We start from the raw sequence: 17893 nt of genomic DNA on the forward strand, positions 1-17893 counted from the left end.
CTCGCCCGCCGATCAGGTAGGGCTCTGTTGCGTGCGCTCCCCGAATCCGACCCCGCCCGCAGTCCGGGCGTAGCCGAAGGGAGGACCGTGACCTTCGGATTCGCTCCGTCCTCGGCGGCATCGCTGTCGACGTCCGCCGCTTCCGCCCATCGTGTGCTCGAACCCGCGGAGTGGGCTGCCGCGGGAATCCCGCTGCTGGGCAGTCCGCGGGAGATCGTCAGCGGACTGCACGCCCGGCACCGTCCCGGTCCGGCGACCGCGGTCGTCGCCGTGCTCGATCCGGACGAACGGGTGCGGGCGAGCGCGTCGTTCACCCGGCATACCGCCTCCGCGGACGGCTGGTTGCTCCGCAATGTGCTGTTGTCCCAGTTGCGCCGGGTGATCCCGCACGACCTGCGCCGCCGCACCCCGGTGCGCACCGCCGTGCTGCTCTACTGCCGTGACGGCGACGCGCACTGGACGGAGGAGGACGGGGCGTGGATGTGGGGGCTGCGGGACGCCTGCACCCTGCACGGGCTGCGCTGCGGTGCGTACATCACGCTGACCCGTGACGGGTGGCAGGTCCTCGGCGAGGGACGTGGCGGCCGTCATCCCAGCGCCGGCTCGGCGCCGGAACCGTTCGCCACGTCCGCGGCACCGCCCCGGATACCGCGCACCGGTGGCGCCGCGTCGGAGGTTCTGCGCCGCGCGGCGGCACGCTGACGTCACGGGACGCCGCCCGGACGATCCGGGGACCCGCATGGCGGTGCGGGGGCCCGCATGGCGGTGCGGGGCGGGCCGCACCACGGCGCGGCGCGTCCACGCGACGCCGGACCCGGCCCGGTACCGAGTCGGCGAAGACGCGAGAGCGCCGGCCTCTCCGGTCCCGGGCACGCCGAGTCCCCGGTCGTGCGGACGCCGCGGTCGCGGCGTCCGGCCGGACGCCTTGGTGACGGCTCAGACGCCCGCGCCCAGCACCGAGTTGATGCGCTGCGGGTCGCCGCAGACGATCAGCAGGGTGCCGGCCCGGGCGTGCGCCACCGACAGGGCGGAGGCGGCCGCGGATTCCGGGCCCCCGTTGACGGCGACCACGACGACGGGGCGCGCACCGGCGCGCTCGGCGGCCTTGGCGTCCGCGTAGAAGACGTCGTCACCGGCGTCGTGCTGGGCCCAGTAGGAGGCTTCGCCGAAGGACAGTTCGTGGGTGGCCCACGGGTGCGGGTCACCGGTGGTGATCACCAGCACGTCGCCGGGGGCGCGACCCGAGTCCAGCAGCAGGTCAACGGCCTCTTCGGCGGCGTCGAGCGCCCCCTGGGCCGAGGCCGGGATCAACTGGAGCTGCGGGGTGGCCGCCGCGGGCGCGGACGGGCCCGGGGGAACGGGCTTGGCCGCGTCGCGCGGCGCGCGCTGCACCGGCGGCGCGGGCCGCGGCGGGCCGGGACGACCGGGACGCGACGGAGCCGCGGGGCGGGGACCGGGTACGGGGCGGGGGGTCGGCGCGGTGCGGGGACCCTGGGCACTCTCGTGAATCTGAGGCTCCTCGGGAATGAGAGGCATGGGTTGATTTTTATCAAACGTTGGTACGGCTCGCGCCGCCGGGTGGCACATGAGTGCGAGCGGTCCGTCAGAAATCGAAGCCGAGCTGACCCTCGATTTCCGGAACGCGCCCTTCCGTCAAGCTGCGGACCTTCTTGAGATGCCGCCACTGGGGCAGCGCATCAAGATACGCCCACGACAACCGGTGGTACGGGGTGGGCCCCCGGACCTCCAGTGCGGCCTTGTGCACGGGCGACGGATACCCGGCGTTGTCCGCAAAACCGAAGTCTGCATGGTCGACGCCCAGTTCGGCCATCATTTTGTCGCGCTGAACCTTGGCGATCACCGAGGCCGCCGCGACGGCCACGCACGACTGGTCGCCCTTGATGACCGTACGGACCTTCCAGGGCGTGCCGAGATAGTCGTGCTTGCCGTCGAGGATCACCGCGTCCGGCCGGACCGGCAGCCCCTCCAGCGCACGCACCGCCGCCAGCCGCAGCGCGGCCGTCATCCCCAGGGCGTCGATCTCCTCGGGAGAGGCGTGCCCCAGGGCGTACGAGGTCACCCAGCTCCGCAGTGTCTCGGCGAGCTCGGTGCGCCGCCTGACGGTGAGGAGCTTGGAGTCGGTGAGACCCCCCGGGGGCCGGCGCAGTCCGGTGACCGCCGCGCAGACGGTGACAGGGCCGGCCCACGCGCCGCGCCCCACCTCGTCGACACCTGCAACGATCTTCGCCCCGGTCGTGGCGCGCAGAGAGCGCTCGACGGTGTGGGTAGGTGGTTCGTACGGCATGGCGCCCTTAGCGTACGCCGCCCGCGGTGGCCCGCGACACCCCGGTCCCCGAGCGGCGCCGGCGGCTCGGGGGAAACCGCGGTCAGGAGCCGGCCGGCCGCAGCAGCGGCACCATCAACTGGTCGATCATCTCCTCCAGATCGACGTCCGGCCATTCACTGCCGCACATCTTCGAGCGATACATCATCATCGCCGGAATGGCGTCGAAGACATACCCGTTCGCCGCGTCGGCACGCACCTCCCCCCGCTCTATCCCACGCTCGATCACGGCGCGCAGCATTTTGAGGGTGGGTTCCACGACCCCGTCGAGGATGACGGCCTGGAAGCGCTCGGCCTGGAGGGTGTCACATTCGTAAATCACCGAACGCAGAGCGCATCCCGGCTGGGAGAACATCGCGTCGCGCGCCCTCAGGCACAGGTCCAGCAGATCCTCGCGCACGCTGCCCAGGTCCGGCGCCTCGTCGAACTGCGGCAGTCCGGCCCGCAGCGCGTCCGCGACCAGATCCTCCTTGGACGGCCAGCGGCGGTAGACGGCGGCCTTTCCGGTCTGGGCGCCCGCGGCGACGCCCTCCATCGTCAGGCCGTTCCAGCCGACCGTACTGAGCTGCTCCAGGGCGGCGTCGAGGATCGCGCGCTCCAGTACGGCACCGCGGCGGCGGGAGGCGGCCGTCCGGTCCTGGGCGGCCACCCAGCTCGAAGAAACCATCTGACTCTCTCCAACGAGCAGAGTAAGCGGACATTCAGGGATGAAACACGCGCCGCGCGGCGACTGAGGGGGACGCACCGAGCGACAACGCATTCAGTGAACGCTTGCGTTCACTGTCGGGGACTCATACCGTTGACGCAACAGTGAACGCGAGCGTTCACTGACGCACTCGTGGGGAACCCATAGTGACAACCTCTCCTTTGACTCAGACCCAGAAGCCAGGTGCGGCCCGCCGGGACGGGCGTCCCGGCATCGCGCTCACCGTCATCGCGGCCTGCCAACTCATGGTGGTCCTCGACTCGACGATTGTGAACATCGCGCTGCCGCATATCCAGAACGCTCTCGAGTTCAGCACCACCGACCTCACCTGGGTGATCAGCGCCTACACCCTGACCTTCGGCGGCCTGCTGCTGCTCGGCGGCCGGGCCGGCGACATCCTCGGCCGCCGCCGTGTCTTCATGACCGGCATCCTGCTGTTCACCCTCGCCTCGCTGCTCGGCGGGTTCGCCCAGGAGCCGTGGCAACTGCTGGCCGCGCGCGTCCTGCAGGGCGTGGGCGGCGCCATCGCCTCGCCCACCTCGCTGGCGCTCATCACCACCACGTTCCCGGAAGGACCCGAACGCAACCGCGCCTTCGGCATCTTCGCCGCGGTCTCCGCGGGCGGCGGTGCCATCGGCCTCCTCGCGGGCGGCATGCTCACCGAGTGGCTCGACTGGCGGTGGGTGCTCTTCGTCAATGTGCCGATCGGCCTGCTGATCGTCGTCCTCACACCGATGTACATCAACGAGTCCGAGCGGCACACCGGCCGTTTCGACATCGCGGGCGCGGTGACCTCGACGGCCGGTATGGCCTCCCTCGTCTACGGCTTCATCCGCGCGGCGGAGGAAGGCTGGCGGGACGAGCTGACCATCGGCTCCTTCGCGGCCGCCGTGATCCTGCTGGTGGCCTTCGCGCTGATCGAGTCCCGGGCCAAGGAGCCGATCACCCCGCTGCGGATGTTCACCGACCGCAACCGCGCGGGCACGTATGTGATCATGCTCAGCCTGGCCGCGGCGATGTTCGGCATGTTCTTCTACATCGTCCTCTTCGTGCAGAACGTGCTCGGGTACAGCCCGATCGAGGCCGGTCTCGCCTTCCTGCCGGTGACGGTCGTGATCGCGCTCGGGGCCGGCCTGTCTCAGCGCTTCCTTCCCGTGTTCGGCCCCAAGCCGTTCATGCTCGTCGGGTCGGGGCTCGCCGCGGTCGGACTGGCCTGGCAGACGCTGATCAGCTCCGACAGCTCGTACGTCGGCGGCATCCTCGGCCCCATGCTGGTCTTCGGCTTCGGTATGGGACTGAACTTCGTGACGCTGACGCTCACCGCCGTCTCCGGCGTGGCCCAGCATGAGGCCGGCGCCGCGTCCGGGCTGCTCAACGCCACCCAGCAGGTGGGCGGGTCGGTGGGACTGGCCCTCCTGACGACGGTGTTCGGCACGGCCAGCAAGGACGAGGCGGAGAAGCAGATCCCGGGCTTCCTGGCGGAAGGGACGGTGCAGCAGAAGGCGGAGTTCGCCCAGACGCAGCAACTGCCCGCCCCCTGGGGCCACGAAGTGCTCACCGAGGGCATCTCCACGGCCTTCGTCCCGGCCGCCGCGATGGCCGTACTCGCCCTGGCCACCGCGTGGTTCGTCATCCGGGTCCGCAAGAGCGACCTGGAGGCACTGTCCGGCTCGGCCGGACCGGGCATGGGCTGAGAAGGGAACACCACGGGTGCGGCCCGGCGGCTCGCCGGCCGACGTCTTCAGACGCGGCCGGCGAACGCCCGGCCGGCCCGTCCCCGTCAGGGCGAGCAGAACCCCGAGCAACGCTTTCACGGTCACCACCACGGCCTCTCCCGCACACCACTCCCGCACCCCGGACTCATCTACACGTGTCAGGCCTCATGCCTCACACGGCGGATGTCTCGAGAACGAGCGGACGGTCACGGAGAGTTCCCGCGATGCACAGAGAGTTCCGAACTCCGCCCTGGGCCGAGGCGGCGCCCGGTCTCCGCCTCAGACCGTGGCCCGCATCCACTCCGGCAGGGGCTCGACCCGGTCGGCCCACTCGGCGGGCGGCGCCCCCGCCTTCTCGGCGGCGACCACGCCGCCCACGATCGCACAGGTCGTGTCGACGTCCCCGCCCACCTGCGCGGTCGTCCAGAACGCCCGCTCGTAGTCACCCAGGGACCGGGCCGCCGACCAGAGTGCGAAGGGCACGGTGTCATGCGCCGTCGTACGCCGTCCGCAGCCGAGCACGGCCGCGACGGTGGCCGCGTCCGCGTAGTCGAGCATGTCCCGGGCCCGGCGCAGCCCCGCGCCGACCGCGCTCCTGGCGGGCACCAGCGCGATGACCCCGTCGAGGAGGGCTTCCGAGCCGGGCGGCCCGCCGGGCGCGGCGACCAGCGCGGCCGCCGCCGCGACGGCCATGGAACCGACCACGGCCTCACGATGCTGGTGCGTGGGATAGGCGGAGATCTCGGCCTGATGGGTGGCCTGTTCCGGGTCGTCCGCGTACCAGGCGCCCAACGGTGCGATCCGCATCGCGGCGCCGTTGCCCCACGACCCCTGCCCGTTGAAGAGCGCGGCGGCGAGTTCCCGCCAGTCACCGCCCTCGCGGACCAGCCGCAGCAGCCGGTTGACCGCGGGCCCGTAGCCCCGGTCGAAGTCGTGATGCGTCGCGAAGGACCGCGCAAGGGCGTCCTGGTCGATCCGGTGGTGCGCGGCCAGGACGGAGACCACGGAGCACGCCATCTCCGTGTCGTCCGTCCACTGCCAGGGTGCCGGGGGCAGTTCACGGCGCTTGAGCAGCGGATAGTTCACCGGCACGAAGAACTGGGAACCGAGCGCGTCCCCCACGGACACGCCGCGCAGGCTGGCCAGGGCGCGGTCCAGGCGCCCGGCGGGAGAGGAATCAGCGGTCATCGCCCTGCCACTCTATCCGGTGCCCCTCTGTCCATCCGTGATCCCGTAGGGCTCCGGATCCCGCCAGCGTTCGAAAGGCCGGTCAAGGGTGTACTTCCCGTTCTCCCCCAGAACGAGCATCCGCATCTCGGCGTTCCCCGGGTTCGACAGTGACTCGAACTCCGCCACGGTCCAGTGGAACCACCGCATGCAGAACAGTCGCATGGCCAGGCCGTGGGTGACGATCAGGACGTTCGGGGGGTGGTCGGGGGCCTCGAAGCTGCGGAACAGGCTCTCCAGGAAGCCGCCGACCCGGTCGTAGACGTCGGCTCCGGACTCCCCCTGGGCGAACCGGTAGAAGAAGTGCCCGTAGGCGTCCCGGTAGGCCTTCTGCAGACGTACGTCCTCGCGGTCCTGCCAGTTGCCCCAGTCCTGCTCGCGCAGCCTCGGTTCCTCGCGCACGCGTATCCGCTCCGGGTCGAGCCGGAAGGCACTCAGTGTCTGGTGCGTGCGGCGGTAGGGGGAGACGTAGACGCTGACGCGCTCACGGCCGAAGAGTTCCCGCAACCGCTCTCCCGTCTCCTCCGCCTGCAGTCTGCCCCGCTCGGTCAGGGCCAGTGCGTGATCGGGTTCGCGTTCATAGACGGAGTCATCAACATTGCCCGTTGATTCACCGTGTCGGACAAGGACGATGCGCCGTGGTCGTACCATGCCGAAACCCTAGATCGGGTGACGGCCGGACGAGCACCCGTGCGGGCCCCGTACGGCGTAGGTCACACACGTCCCGCACGTCCCGCACGTCGCGTCACGCCGTTACGCACCGTTCCGCGTCCGGAGATCAGACCGTCCAGGCCGGTTCCATCTCCACGATGTCCCCCGCGAGGGCCGCGACGTCGGCCTCCGTCTGCGCCCGCAGGGCGAGGCGCTCCACCCGTTCGGTGCGGTACTTGCCGTGCTCGGCGGCCGAACGCCACATCGACAGCACCAGGAACTCGTGCCCCGGAGCCTCTCCGAACAGTCCCCGGACCATGCCGGGCGAGCCGGCCATGGCCGGGTTCCAGACCTTCTCCTGCATCAGTACGAAGTGCTCCGCCCGCTCCTCGTGCACGCGGCACAGCGCCACCCTGAGCAGGTCGGCGTCCGTGAAACGCGGTTCGAAGCCGGTCTTCACGTCGAAGCGGTGGTCGAAGAGCCTGACCTGGGCGTCCTTGAACGTACCCGACTGGGCCGAGGCGAGCCGGTCGTGTGAGCGGGCCATGAACGAGTCGTAGAAGGCACGGCTCTCCCAGAAGGAGAAGATGTGCGCCACGTCCGGCCGCCCCCGGCTCCAGCCTCCGCCCTGCCCGCGAAACCCCGGCTCCCCCAGAAGCCCCGCCCATTTCCGCTGCCCCCGTTCGAACCCGCGGCGGTCCACCACGGTGCAGCGAATCCACTTGACCAGCACCGCGCCATCGTAAGGCCAGGGAGGGTGGCACCGGTCACCCTCGGAGTGACTGCTTACCGTCGTCCGTCGCCACGCGCGTGGCAGGATGGACAACCCGCCGGGATTTCCCGGCCATCGGGGTGAGCGGGCAGGACGGTCACGGGGAAGGGGAAGACTGGTGAACGGCCTCAACAAGGGCATCCGCAAGGTCGAGATCGCGTTGAGGTGGGACCCGAGTCCGTCGGGTCAGCCCTCCACCGACCTGGACCTCGTCGCCGCGCCCTATCCGGCGGGCGGGACGCACGGCGCTCCCGCCTACGTGGTGCACTTCGACAGCCGTTCCCCCGACGGCACCATCACGCTCAACCGGGACAGCAAGGACGGCCAGGGCTTCGGCTACGACGAGGTCATGACGCTGGAGCTGGACCGGCTCGACCAGCGGTACGCGCGCGTGGTGGTCGGCGTCGTCATACAACAGCACCAGGGGCGGCGGACGTTCTCCGGGGTGGGTAACCCCGGTCTGCGCGTCCGCGAGGGCTACACCGTGCTGGCCGAGGACGACTTCGGCGGTGTCCTCGGGGCCACGGCGGCGACGGTCGCGGAATTCGTCCGGGACGGCTCGGGAGCCTGGGAGTTCCGCCCCGGTGTCCAGGGGTTCGAGGGCGATCCGGCGGACTTCGCCCGTGCGATGGGGGCGTCGCGCCGGGCCTGACCCGCGAGGAACACCGAGGGCGGTGGTGCCGGTGTTCCGGCGCCACCGCCCTCGGCCGTTGCTCACCCCCGGGCGGTGCCCGGGGGTGTCAGCCGCGTCAGCTGCAACCGCTGGTCGAGCCGCAGCCCTCGCAGATGTAGCAGGAACCGGCGCGCTGCATCTTCGTACCGCAGGAGAAGCACAGCGGGGCGTCGGCCTGGATGCCCAGCTGCATCTCGACCAGCTCGGCGCTGGTGTGGGCCTGCTTCGGGGCCGGCTTGGCCGCCTCCGCCCCGGCCTTCGGCGTGGCCACCGCCTTCAGCTCCTGGGCCCGCGGCGCCGACTGGGCCAGGCCCTCGACGTCGACCTCGTCGTCGGACGGCTCGTAGGAACCGGTCTCCAGGTGACGCTGACGCTCCTCGGCGGAGTGGATGCCGAGCGCGGAGCGCGTCTCGAAGGGCAGGAAGTCCAGCGCCAGGCGGCGGAAGATGTAGTCGACGATCGACTGCGCCATCCGCACGTCCGGGTCGTCCGTCATGCCGGCCGGCTCGAAGCGCATGTTGGTGAACTTCGAGACGTACGTCTCCAGCGGCACGCCGTACTGGAGGCCCACCGAGACGGCGATGGAGAAGGCGTCCATCATGCCCGCGAGCGTCGAACCCTGCTTGGACATCTTCAGGAAGACCTCGCCGAGACCGTCGTCCGGGTAGGAGTTGGCGGTCATGTAGCCCTCGGCACCGCCGACCGTGAAGGAGGTGGTGATGCCGGGGCGGCCCTTCGGCAGGCGCTTGCGGACCGGGCGGTACTCGACGACCTTCTCGACCGCGGCCCGGATCGTCTCCTCGGCCTTCTCCGTGACCTCGGCCTTCTCCTTCTCCTTGGTCTTCGCGGAGAGCGGCTGGCCGACCTTGCAGTTGTCGCGGTAGATCGCGAGCGCCTTGACGCCCAGCTTCCAGGCCTCGAAATAGATCTCCTCGACCTCCTCGACGGTCGCCGTCTCCGGCATGTTGACCGTCTTGGAGATGGCGCCGGAGATCCAGGGCTGGATCGCGGCCATCATGCGGACGTGGCCCATCGGGGAGATGGCGCGCTCGCCCATGGCGCAGTCGAACACCTCGTAGTGCTCCTGCTTGAGACCGGGGGCGTCGATCACATTGCCGTTCTCGGCGATGTGGGCGACGATCGCCTCGATCTGCTCCTCCTGGTAGCCCAGGCGGCGCAGGGCCTGCGGGACGGTGCCGTTGACGATCTGCATCGAGCCGCCGCCGACCAGCTTCTTGAACTTCACCAGCGCCAGGTCGGGCTCGACACCGGTGGTGTCGCAGGACATCGCCAGACCGATGGTGCCGGTCGGGGCGAGCACGGACGCCTGGGCGTTGCGGAATCCGTTCTTCTCACCGACGCGGATCACGTCCTGCCAGGCCTCGGTGGCGGCGGCCCACACCGGGGTGTCCAGGTCGTCCATGCGCACGGCGGTGCCGTTGGCGTCGGCGTGCTGCCGCATGACGCGCTGGTGGGCCTCGGCGTTGCGGGCGTAGCCGTCGTACGGGCCGACGATCGCGGCGAGTTCGGCGGAGCGGCGGTACGCCGTACCCGTCATCAGGGAGGTGATGGCGCCGGCGAGGGCGCGGCCGCCGTCGGAGTCGTAGGCGTGGCCGGTCGCCATCAGCAGGGCGCCGAGGTTGGCGTAGCCGATGCCGAGCTGACGGAAGGCGCGGGTGTTCTCGCCGATCTTCTGGGTCGGGAAGTCCGCGAAGCAGATCGAGATGTCCATCGCGGTGATGACCAGCTCGACGACCTTCTGGAAGCGCTCGGTCTCGAACGACTGGTTGCCCTGGCCGTCGTCCTTGAGGAACTTCATCAGGTTCAGCGAGGCCAGGTTGCAGGACGTGTTGTCCAGGTGCATGTACTCGCTGCACGGGTTCGACGCGGTGATCCGGCCGGACTCGGGGCAGGTGTGCCAGTTGTTGATGACGCCGTCGTACTGGATGCCCGGGTCGGCGCAGGCCCAGGCGGCCTCGGCGAGCTTGCGGAAGAGCGCCTTGGCGTCGACCTCCTCGATGACCTCGCCGGTCATCCGGGCGCGCAGGCCGAACTTGCCGCCCTGCTCGACCGCCTGCATGAACTCGTCGTTGACGCGGACCGAGTTGTTGGCGTTCTGGTACTGGACGGAGGCGATGTCGTCGCCGCCCAGGTCCATGTCGAAGCCCGCGTCGCGCAGGACGCGGATCTTCTCCTCTTCCTTGACCTTGGTCTCGATGAAGTCCTCGATGTCCGGGTGGTCCACGTCGAGGACGACCATCTTGGCCGCGCGGCGGGTGGCACCGCCGGACTTGATCGTTCCGGCGGAGGCGTCGGCTCCGCGCATGAAGGAGACCGGGCCGGAGGCGTTGCCGCCGGAGGACAGCAGCTCCTTGGAGGAGCGGATCCGGGAGAGGTTCAGGCCGGCGCCGGAGCCGCCCTTGAAGATCATGCCCTCTTCCTTGTACCAGTCGAGGATCGACTCCATGGAGTCGTCGACGGACAGGATGAAGCAGGCGGAGACCTGCTGCGGCTGGGGCGTGCCCACGTTGAACCACACGGGGCTGTTGAAGCTGAAGATCTGGTGCAGGAGGGCGTACGCCAGCTCGTGCTCGAAGATCTCGGCGTCGGCGGGCGAGGCGAAGTACTTGTGGTCCTCACCGGCCTTCCGGTACGTCTTCACGATGCGGTCGATGAGCTGCCTGAGGCTCACCTCGCGCTGCGGGGTGCCCACGGCGCCCCGGAAGTACTTGCTGGTGACGATGTTGACCGCGTTCACCGACCAGAAGTCGGGGAACTCCACGCCGCGCTGCTCGAAGTTGACCGAGCCGTCGCGCCAGTTGGTCATGACGACGTCACGGCGTTCCCAGGCCACCTCGTCGTACGGGTGGACTCCGGGAGTGGTGTGGATGCGCTCGATACGCAGTCCCTTGCCGGCCTTGTTGCTCTTGGCTCGGGGACTCCGTGCCGGACCGCTCGCCGTCTCTGTCATGCCGCCTCCCTGTACGGGCGAAAACGCCCTGAAGTGCCCCGATTGTTCCCGTGGCACGGTGTTCTGTCTGGTGCTGCGGGCACCTGCTCGCCTGCCCGCAACAGGTCTTCTCATCGCCGCCGCCCGGCCGGTCCCCGCGTCTGCCGCGCGGGGCCGGCCCGCCGGTCAGCCGGCGGCGGGAGCGGGTTCGGGGACCTGGGCGGTCCCGCCGGACCCGCTGTCGTCTTCCTGGCCTCCCGGAGCGGCTCCCTCGCCGTCCCCGTCGCCCACGGCGGGCCGCTCCGCCCGCCTGAGTTCCGCGATCGCGGCCTCGAAGTCCTCCAGCGAGTCGAACGCCCGGTAGACGGACGCGAACCGCAGGTAGGCGACGAGGTCGAGTTCCTGCAACGGGCCGAGGATGGCCAGCCCCACGTCGTGAGTGGTCAGCTCGGCGCTCCCGGTGGCCCGCACCGCCTCCTCTACGCGCTGCCCGAGCTGGGCGAGGGCGTCCTCGGTGACGGGCCGCCCCTGGCACGCCTTGCGCACACCGTTGATGACCTTGGTGCGGCTGAAGGGCTCGGTGACTCCGGACCGCTTGACCACCATGAGCGAACACGTCTCCACGGTCGTGAAACGACGGGAGCAGTCCGGACACTGGCGGCGCCTGCGGATCGACGTGCCGTCGTCGGTCGTACGGCTGTCGACGACACGGCTGTCGGGGTGCCTGCAGAAGGGGCAGTGCATGAACTCCCAACCCTCCTCACAGCAGACTCAATGGCCTCACAGGGCCTCTCGGGCCTCACGAAGCAGCACCAGCATAGGCGATCGCGGAGGGCCCAAAGACCCGGGGGACCACAACTTCTGGGCCGCTGCCGCAATCCAACCACTAGATGTGGGGATTGGCTCATACATCCACACCATGCACGTGTGTCGCGCGCGTCGGGGCGGGCAGGACACGCCGGACGCCGCGCGATGAGGGGGTGCCGTACCGGAGACGGGGAGGAGGTGTGCGACTCCCGGAGAGAGCGGGGTCGCCTCGCGCCCCACGGGGTGCCCGGTGGCAGACTGAGGGCCGCCGCCGCGAGGTCACCGCCCCGGCGGTGAAGGGTACAGCAATCGGCCCGTCTGCCCGCCGGGAGGCGCGGCGGCCAATACACCTCGATGAGAGATGACGTACAGCAATTCGCGATTTTTCACTCGAACGTGTGTTTGGCGCAACCTTTCGAAAGCAACTACCGTTGTGCTGCAGGGAGACCATCGAGAGGGGCCGACGTGACCACCACCGCAGACAGTGCCGCCATCACTGCCCAGGGCCGGATCGAGCCGGTGCACGCGATGAACGAAGCCACGAATCCCGAGGGGCACAGGCGCTCCCTGCCGGGCCGACCTCCCGGCATCCGGGCGGACAGCTCAGGACTCACCGACCGCCAGCGCCGGGTGATCGAGGTCATCAGGGACTCGGTGCAGCGTCGTGGCTACCCGCCGTCGATGCGCGAGATCGGCCAGGCGGTCGGTCTCTCCAGCACATCCTCCGTGGCCCACCAGCTGATGGCCTTGGAGCGCAAGGGCTTCCTGCGCCGCGACCCGCACCGCCCGCGCGCCTACGAGGTGCGGGGCTCCGACCAGGCGGCCTCCGTGCAGCCCACGGACACCGCCGGCAAGCCGGCCGCGTCCTACGTACCGCTGGTCGGCCGTATCGCCGCCGGCGGCCCGATCCTCGCCGAGGAGTCCGTCGAGGACGTCTTCCCCCTGCCCCGGCAGCTCGTCGGTGACGGTGAGCTGTTCGTACTGAAGGTCGTGGGCGACTCCATGATCGAGGCCGCGATCTGTGACGGCGACTGGGTGACGGTCCGCCGCCAGCCGGTCGCCGAGAACGGGGACATCGTCGCGGCCATGCTCGACGGCGAGGCGACCGTCAAGCGCTTCAAGCGGGAGGACGGCCACATCTGGCTGCTCCCGCACAACGCGGCCTATGAGCCCATCCCGGGTGACGACGCGACCATTCTGGGCAAGGTGGTGGCCGTTCTGCGGCGCGTCTGAACACGGCGCGGGGCCGGCCCGGAGCGCCGCCCCGCCCCTGACCGGGCCCCGGGACCCCTGCGCCGGTTCCGGGGTCCTGTGCTGTCCGGACGGACCCGACCGCGGCCGCTGCCGGTCGGTGGCGTGCCGCGGCACGTCACCTCCCTCACCGCGCCGTCGTCCCGGCCTCCGCCTCCTGTGCCGCCGCGTCGATCGCGGCCAGCGACTTCCTGACCTGATTACGGTCCGTGGTGTACCAGAAGTCGGGCAGCGAAGCCTTCAGATAGCTGCCGTACCGGGCCGTGGCCAGCCGCTGGTCCAGTACGGCCACCACGCCCCGGTCGCCCGAGGCGCGTACGAGACGGCCGGCGCCCTGCGCCATCAGCAGCGCCGCGTGGGTGGCGGCGACCGCCATGAAGCCGTTGCCGCCGGCTTCCTCCACGGCCTTCTGGCGGGCGCTCATCAAGGGGTCGTCCGGGCGCGGGAAGGGAATCTTGTCCATGACCACCAGCTGGCAGCTCGGACCCGGTACGTCGACCCCCTGCCACAGCGACAGGGTGCCGAAGAGGCAGGTCTTCGGGTCGGCCGCGAAGTTCTTGATCAGTTCGCCGAGCGTCTCCTCGCCCTGGAGGAGGATAGGGAACTCCGGGATGCGGGAGCGCAGCTCCTCGGCGGCGAGCTGGGCGGCCCGCATCGAGGAGAACAGCCCCAGGGTGCGGCCGCCCGCCGCCTGGATCAGCTCGGTCAGCTCGTCCAGCATGTCCCCGCGGTCACCTTCACGGGCCGGGCGCGCCAGATGCTTCGCGACGTAGAGGATGCCCTGCCGGGGATAGTCGAACGGCGAACCGACGTCGACGCCCTTCCACCGGGGGAGGTCATCGCCTTCGGCGCCCTCGGGACCGAGCCCCAGGGAGGCTCCCACGCCGTTGAAGTCGCCGCCCAGCTTCAGCGTCGCGGAGGTCAGGATGACGGAGCGGTCGGTGAAGAGCTTCTCCCGCAGCAGGCCCGAGACGGACATCGGGGCGACCCGCAGGGACGCTCCGAAGCGGTCGTGCCGCTCGTACCAGACGACGTCCCACTCGGAGCCGTTCGTGATCCGCTCCGCCACGTCGTGGACGCCCTCCACGGAGGCCAGCGCCTGTTTGCGGACCGCGTCCTCGTCCTGGACGGACTTGTCGCGGGTGCTGCCGATGGCGGAGATGACGGTACGGCAGGCGTCGCGCAGCGCCATGAGCGCGTATCCGAGGTCCTCCGGGATCTCCTCCAGCCGGCCCGGAAGGGCCAGCTCCATCAGCCGTTCGAACCCTTCCGCGGCGGTCTGGAGCTGGTCGGCGGCCTTCTCGTTGACGAGCTTCGCGGCACGCCGCACCGCACGGTTGACCTGCCCGGGGGTGAGCTCCCCCGTGGCGACTCCGGTGACCCGGGAGACCAGCTCGTGGGCCTCGTCGACGATCAGCACCTCGTGCTGCGGAAGCACCGGCGCGCCCTCGATGGCGTCGATCGCGAGCAGAGCGTGGTTGGTGACGACCACCTCGGCCAGTTTGGCGCGCTCGCGGGCCGTCTCGGCGAAGCACTCGGCGCCGTAGGCGCACTTCGTGGCGCCCAGGCACTCCCGTGACGACACCGACACCTGGGACCAGGCCCGGTCGGACACGCCCGGCGTGAGGTCGTCCCGGTCGCCGGTCTCCGTCTCGTCGGACCAGTCGCGCAGGCGCAGCAGGTCCTGGCCCAGCTTGCTGGTGGGCGCGGCCGCCTCGAACTGGTCGAAGAGGCCCTCCTCCTCGTCCTGTGGCACGCCCTCGTGCAGCCGGTGCAGACACAGGTAGTTGGAGCGGCCCTTGAGCATCGCGAACTCCGGGCGGCGGCGCAGCAGCGGGTGCAGTGACTCCACCGTGCGCGGCAGGTCCCGCTCCACCAGCTGGCGCTGCAGGGCCAGGGTGGCCGTCGCCACCACCACCCGCTCCCCCTGCGCGAGCGCGGGCACCAGATAGCCGAGCGACTTTCCGGTGCCGGTACCGGCCTGGACCAGTAGATGGGCGTTGTCGTCGATCGCCTCGGCGACGGCTTCGGCCATGGCCACCTGGCCGGGACGCTCCGTGCCGCCGACGGCGGTGACGGCGGCGTGCAGGAGTTCGGAGAGTGAGGGCTTCGTCATAGCGCGACCACCCTACGGCCCGGCACTGACATTCGTGCGATCACGGCGGGGGCTGGGGACGTGGTCAAGACGGGGCTCCTCTGTCGGGCGGTGCGAGGGCTGCGGAGTCGCCGGGGCTCGGTACGGACGGACCCTGCCGGGGCCCGCGGCCCGGACATCGCCGCGGCGTGAGCGGGAACCGCGGCGGCGCGCAGGGAAACCGCGGTGGCGTGAGCGGTGTACCACATTCGAGAACGCGGTCACGGAGCGCTACATCAGATGACACAGGGCACGGTCCCGGACCATGAGGGCGGCCCGTTTGGCGGGCAGATCGATCTCGGCCGAGAAGTGGAAGCCGGCGTTGAGGAAGGCGGTGACGGAGGGGATGTTGCGAAGGTCGGGTTCCGCGACGACGCGTGGCGAGGCGGGCCTCCTGGCGAGGGCGAGGTCGGCGACCGTCCTGAGCAGGATGCTGCCGAGGCCCCGCCCCCGGTCGCCGGCGGCGCCGATGAGGACGTGGAGTCCGGTGTCGTGCGGTCGGGCCGGGTAGTGGCGGGCCAGGGGATCGAGATCCGCGCGGTAGATCTCCCAGTAGCTCATCGGCGTTCCGTCCAGGACGCCGAGGCACGGAACGCTGTGTCCGTCACCGGTGAGCTGGGACCGCACATGGCCGGCCGTCACGGCCGGCGGTCCGGCGAGTTCCCAGAACACGGCGACGGCGGGGTCGTTCATCCACCGTGACAAAAGGAGCAGATCGCGTTCGACACGGACGGGGACCAACTGGAACAGGCCTGCGGGGGTCCTGGCCGGGCCCCAGTCACCGAGGGGGACGGACCTCATGAGTGCAGGGGGTTGGCGATGGTGACGTAGACGGACTGGGTGTCGACCGGGCCGACGAGTTCGTCGAGGCCGTGCAGCCGGGTCAGCAGGTTCGCCTTGCAGCGCAGGACGGGTGAATCCAGCAGACGGGAGGGCAGGGTGCTGCTCGTCCGGGCCGGTCCGGACGAGACTCCGGTGAGGAACCGGCGGAGGGCGGCGAGCAGCAGCCGTTCGTCGGCCAGGCGCTGGGAGCCGAAGGCGCCGATGAGACCGAGGACGTTGTTGATGCCCAGGTAGTAGGCGAAGCGTTCGTCGGTGACCTCGTCGGAGACGAAGGTGTCGCTGTGTTCCCCGATGCCGGGCAGCCGGGCGTCGAGTTCCGCGCGTCGCGACGCGCGGAAGTAGTAGCCCTGGTTGTCCCGGTAACGTCCGCCCGCGGGCCAGCCGTCGGCGTCCAGCAGAAGCAGGGTGTTCTGCTGGTGTGCCTCGAGGGCGATGCCGGCCTCTCCGTCCAGCCACAGCACGGGCCGCACCACGTGTTCCAGGTACCGCAGGAACCACTCGGCGGCGACGGCCCCGGACGGCCGCCCCGTGCGGGCGGCGAGACGGGTGACGATCTCGGCCAGCCGGGATCCCGTACGGCCACTGGGGCGGGGCCGCGGCGAGAGCAGTCCGGCGACGCAGGCGACGTCGTCGTACGGCCGGAACGGGTTGTGCCGGATCACCGCGTCGAGTCCGGGCACGGGGTCGCCGGCCGGTGTGTTCACGGCGATCCAGGCCGGGTCCCGGACGATGTCGAAGCCGGGGTGCGCGGCCCGCCACCGCTGGGACAGTCCGGTGCGCAGCAGGCGGTGGACCTCGACCCCTCGGTGGAGTTCCTTACGGAGGTTCTCCCGGCGGGAGTTGGTGATGCGCAGGCCCAGCGACAGCTTGAGCATGGCCGGGGCCCCGGTCCGGTGGACGGTGCGTACGGAGGAGGTGGGGTACCAGGGGTCGCCGTGGCCGCCGAGGTCGCGGAGCAGTCCGGCGTCCAGCAGCGCGGCGGTCCCGGGGCGGTGGCGGACCTGGTTCAGTTGCCAGGGGTGGACGGGGAGGGCCGCGTAGCCGTCGGGCAGCGGCAGTCCGGGGCCGGCGAGACGTGCGGTGAGACGGGCCGCGGTGACGGGGCGTCCGCGCTCGGTCCAGGCGGAGTCGGCGGCGAGCAGCGCCGGGGCGACGGCGATCCAGTGCAGCGGGAAGGAGCCGCGGGACTCGGGCGAGTACCGCTGTGCCTCGGCGTCGGTGAGGCCCTCGCGGCTCTTCGGGTCCGGGTGCAGCGGATGCCCGAGGACGAGTGACTGTTCGGCGGCGAGGAAGAGGTCGGGGGTGTCGGCCGTGTCCGCCCGCCGGTCACCGACGAAGGCGGCGGTACGCCGTACGGAGTCGGCGACCCGCGCGACCAGGTCGGTGCCGTCGCCGGCCGGTGCCGGAATGCTGGCGTTCTCCCTGCTGAGGAGGGCGGCGAGCAGAACGGCGTCGACGGGCGGGGCGGGGTCGGGGGCGTCGGCCAGCCAGGGCGGGCCGAAGCGGTGCCAGCCCGTGGGGGACCAGTACAGGACGGGGACGAGAAGGGCCGTGCCACTGGCCGGCAGGGGGAGGCACAGGATGTCACCGCCCGGAGCGCGGACGCCGGTTTCGCGTACCCAGCAGCGCAGAAGGTTCTCCGTGACCGCCGCGTGGGCCGCCCCGCGCGGGTCGGGATGGTCCAAGGGGCAGGCGCCGGTGCCTCTGTGCCGGTCGGTGCCGGGCGGTTTCCGGTGCTGGTGCGGTACCGGGGAGCTCGGGCGGTCGGCGGGTGCGGGGGTCGTGTGCAAGGCGGGTCCTCGTGGGGGTGGTGCGGTGGC

General features: G+C 70.8%; 15 protein-coding genes. 4 read left to right on the forward strand and 11 right to left on the reverse strand.

Annotated elements, in window-relative coordinates; genetic code table 11:
* Positions 1-87 precede the first annotated feature (87 nt).
* Positions 88-702, forward strand: a complete 615-nt coding sequence (locus tag IH50_RS0132545; protein ID WP_030870571.1) for a hypothetical protein — start codon at positions 88-90, stop codon at positions 700-702.
* A 234-nt stretch (positions 703-936) separates the two neighbouring features.
* Here the strand turns inward: IH50_RS0132545 and IH50_RS0132550 are convergent, their stop codons facing one another.
* The 3 genes from IH50_RS0132550 to IH50_RS0132560 form a co-directional block, all read right to left on the reverse strand.
* Complete coding sequence (locus IH50_RS0132550; RefSeq protein ID WP_078914179.1) at positions 937-1536, reverse strand: hypothetical protein; 600 nt, start codon at positions 1534-1536, stop codon at positions 937-939.
* A gap of 67 nt (positions 1537-1603) precedes the next feature.
* Complete coding sequence (locus tag IH50_RS0132555; protein ID WP_030870575.1) at positions 1604-2305, reverse strand: ribonuclease HII; 702 nt, start codon at positions 2303-2305, stop codon at positions 1604-1606.
* An 82-nt stretch (positions 2306-2387) separates the two neighbouring features.
* Positions 2388-3011, reverse strand: a complete 624-nt coding sequence (locus tag IH50_RS0132560) for a TetR/AcrR family transcriptional regulator (protein WP_030870577.1) — start codon at positions 3009-3011, stop codon at positions 2388-2390.
* Between the two features lie 185 nt (positions 3012-3196).
* On the opposite strand from IH50_RS0132560, the gene IH50_RS0132565 reads away from it, so the two are divergent.
* On the forward strand, positions 3197-4744 hold the full coding sequence (locus IH50_RS0132565; RefSeq protein WP_030870578.1) for an MFS transporter: 1548 nt from the start codon (positions 3197-3199) through the stop codon (positions 4742-4744).
* A 300-nt stretch (positions 4745-5044) separates the two neighbouring features.
* Here the strand turns inward: IH50_RS0132565 and IH50_RS0132570 are convergent, their stop codons facing one another.
* From IH50_RS0132570 to IH50_RS0132580, 3 genes are all read right to left on the reverse strand, one after another.
* A complete protein-coding gene (locus tag IH50_RS0132570; protein WP_030870580.1) occupies positions 5045-5953 on the reverse strand; it encodes an ADP-ribosylglycohydrolase family protein in 909 nt (302 codons plus the stop codon).
* Between the two features lie 12 nt (positions 5954-5965).
* Complete coding sequence (locus IH50_RS0132575; protein ID WP_030870582.1) at positions 5966-6643, reverse strand: histidine phosphatase family protein; 678 nt, start codon at positions 6641-6643, stop codon at positions 5966-5968.
* Positions 6644-6770: 127 nt separating this feature from the next.
* On the reverse strand, positions 6771-7376 hold the full coding sequence (locus IH50_RS0132580) for a YdbC family protein (RefSeq protein WP_078914180.1): 606 nt from the start codon (positions 7374-7376) through the stop codon (positions 6771-6773).
* A 157-nt stretch (positions 7377-7533) separates the two neighbouring features.
* Here IH50_RS0132580 and IH50_RS0132585 point away from each other — a divergent pair, with 157 nt between their 5' ends.
* A complete protein-coding gene (locus IH50_RS0132585; protein ID WP_030870586.1) occupies positions 7534-8067 on the forward strand; it encodes a TerD family protein in 534 nt (177 codons plus the stop codon).
* Between the two features lie 97 nt (positions 8068-8164).
* On the opposite strand, the gene IH50_RS0132590 is transcribed toward IH50_RS0132585, so the two are convergent.
* Positions 8165-11059 carry a vitamin B12-dependent ribonucleotide reductase gene (locus IH50_RS0132590; RefSeq protein WP_030870588.1) on the reverse strand — a complete coding sequence of 965 codons (2895 nt, stop codon included), beginning with the start codon at positions 11057-11059 and terminating at the stop codon, positions 8165-8167.
* A gap of 165 nt (positions 11060-11224) precedes the next feature.
* Positions 11225-11782, reverse strand: a complete 558-nt coding sequence (nrdR, locus tag IH50_RS0132595) for a transcriptional regulator NrdR (RefSeq protein ID WP_030870589.1) — start codon at positions 11780-11782, stop codon at positions 11225-11227.
* A 528-nt stretch (positions 11783-12310) separates the two neighbouring features.
* Between nrdR and lexA the strand changes: the two genes are divergently transcribed.
* Positions 12311-13078, forward strand: coding sequence for a transcriptional repressor LexA (gene lexA, locus IH50_RS0132600; RefSeq protein ID WP_030870592.1), 768 nt, complete (start codon positions 12311-12313; stop codon positions 13076-13078).
* Positions 13079-13223: 145 nt separating this feature from the next.
* Here lexA and IH50_RS0132605 read toward each other — a convergent pair whose 3' ends face one another.
* The 3 genes from IH50_RS0132605 to IH50_RS0132615 all read right to left on the reverse strand — a co-directional run bounded on the left by IH50_RS0132605 (position 13224) and on the right by IH50_RS0132615 (position 17863).
* Positions 13224-15212, reverse strand: coding sequence for an ATP-dependent DNA helicase (locus IH50_RS0132605; RefSeq protein ID WP_030870593.1), 1989 nt, complete (start codon positions 15210-15212; stop codon positions 13224-13226).
* Between the two features lie 249 nt (positions 15213-15461).
* Entirely contained in the window at positions 15462-16133 is a 672-nt protein-coding gene (locus tag IH50_RS0132610; RefSeq protein WP_037873300.1) for a GNAT family N-acetyltransferase, read from the reverse strand.
* The gene (locus IH50_RS0132615; RefSeq protein ID WP_030870594.1) at positions 16028-17863 is read right to left on the reverse strand and encodes an IucA/IucC family protein; all 1836 of its coding nucleotides are present in this window, start codon (positions 17861-17863) and stop codon (positions 16028-16030) included. Before IH50_RS0132615 ends, IH50_RS0132610 begins: the two co-directional genes overlap by 106 nt.
* Positions 17864-17893 lie beyond the last annotated feature (30 nt).

Source organism: Streptomyces sp. NRRL S-37, from assembly GCF_000721605.1.
In the GTDB taxonomy this organism is placed as follows: Bacteria; Actinomycetota; Actinomycetes; order Streptomycetales; family Streptomycetaceae; genus Streptomyces.

Coding starts and splice junctions, on each gene's coding strand:
- IH50_RS0132550 (WP_078914179.1), bottom strand. CDS start 1,536: ATGCCTCTCATTCCCGAGGAGCCTCAGATTCACGAGAGTGCCCAGGGT.
- IH50_RS0132555 (WP_030870575.1), bottom strand. CDS start 2,305: ATGCCGTACGAACCACCTACCCACACCGTCGAGCGCTCTCTGCGCGCC.
- IH50_RS0132560 (WP_030870577.1), bottom strand. CDS start 3,011: ATGGTTTCTTCGAGCTGGGTGGCCGCCCAGGACCGGACGGCCGCCTCC.
- IH50_RS0132570 (WP_030870580.1), bottom strand. CDS start 5,953: ATGACCGCTGATTCCTCTCCCGCCGGGCGCCTGGACCGCGCCCTGGCC.
- IH50_RS0132575 (WP_030870582.1), bottom strand. CDS start 6,643: ATGGTACGACCACGGCGCATCGTCCTTGTCCGACACGGTGAATCAACG.
- IH50_RS0132590 (WP_030870588.1), bottom strand. CDS start 11,059: ATGACAGAGACGGCGAGCGGTCCGGCACGGAGTCCCCGAGCCAAGAGC.
- nrdR (WP_030870589.1), bottom strand. CDS start 11,782: ATGCACTGCCCCTTCTGCAGGCACCCCGACAGCCGTGTCGTCGACAGC.
- IH50_RS0132605 (WP_030870593.1), bottom strand. CDS start 15,212: ATGACGAAGCCCTCACTCTCCGAACTCCTGCACGCCGCCGTCACCGCC.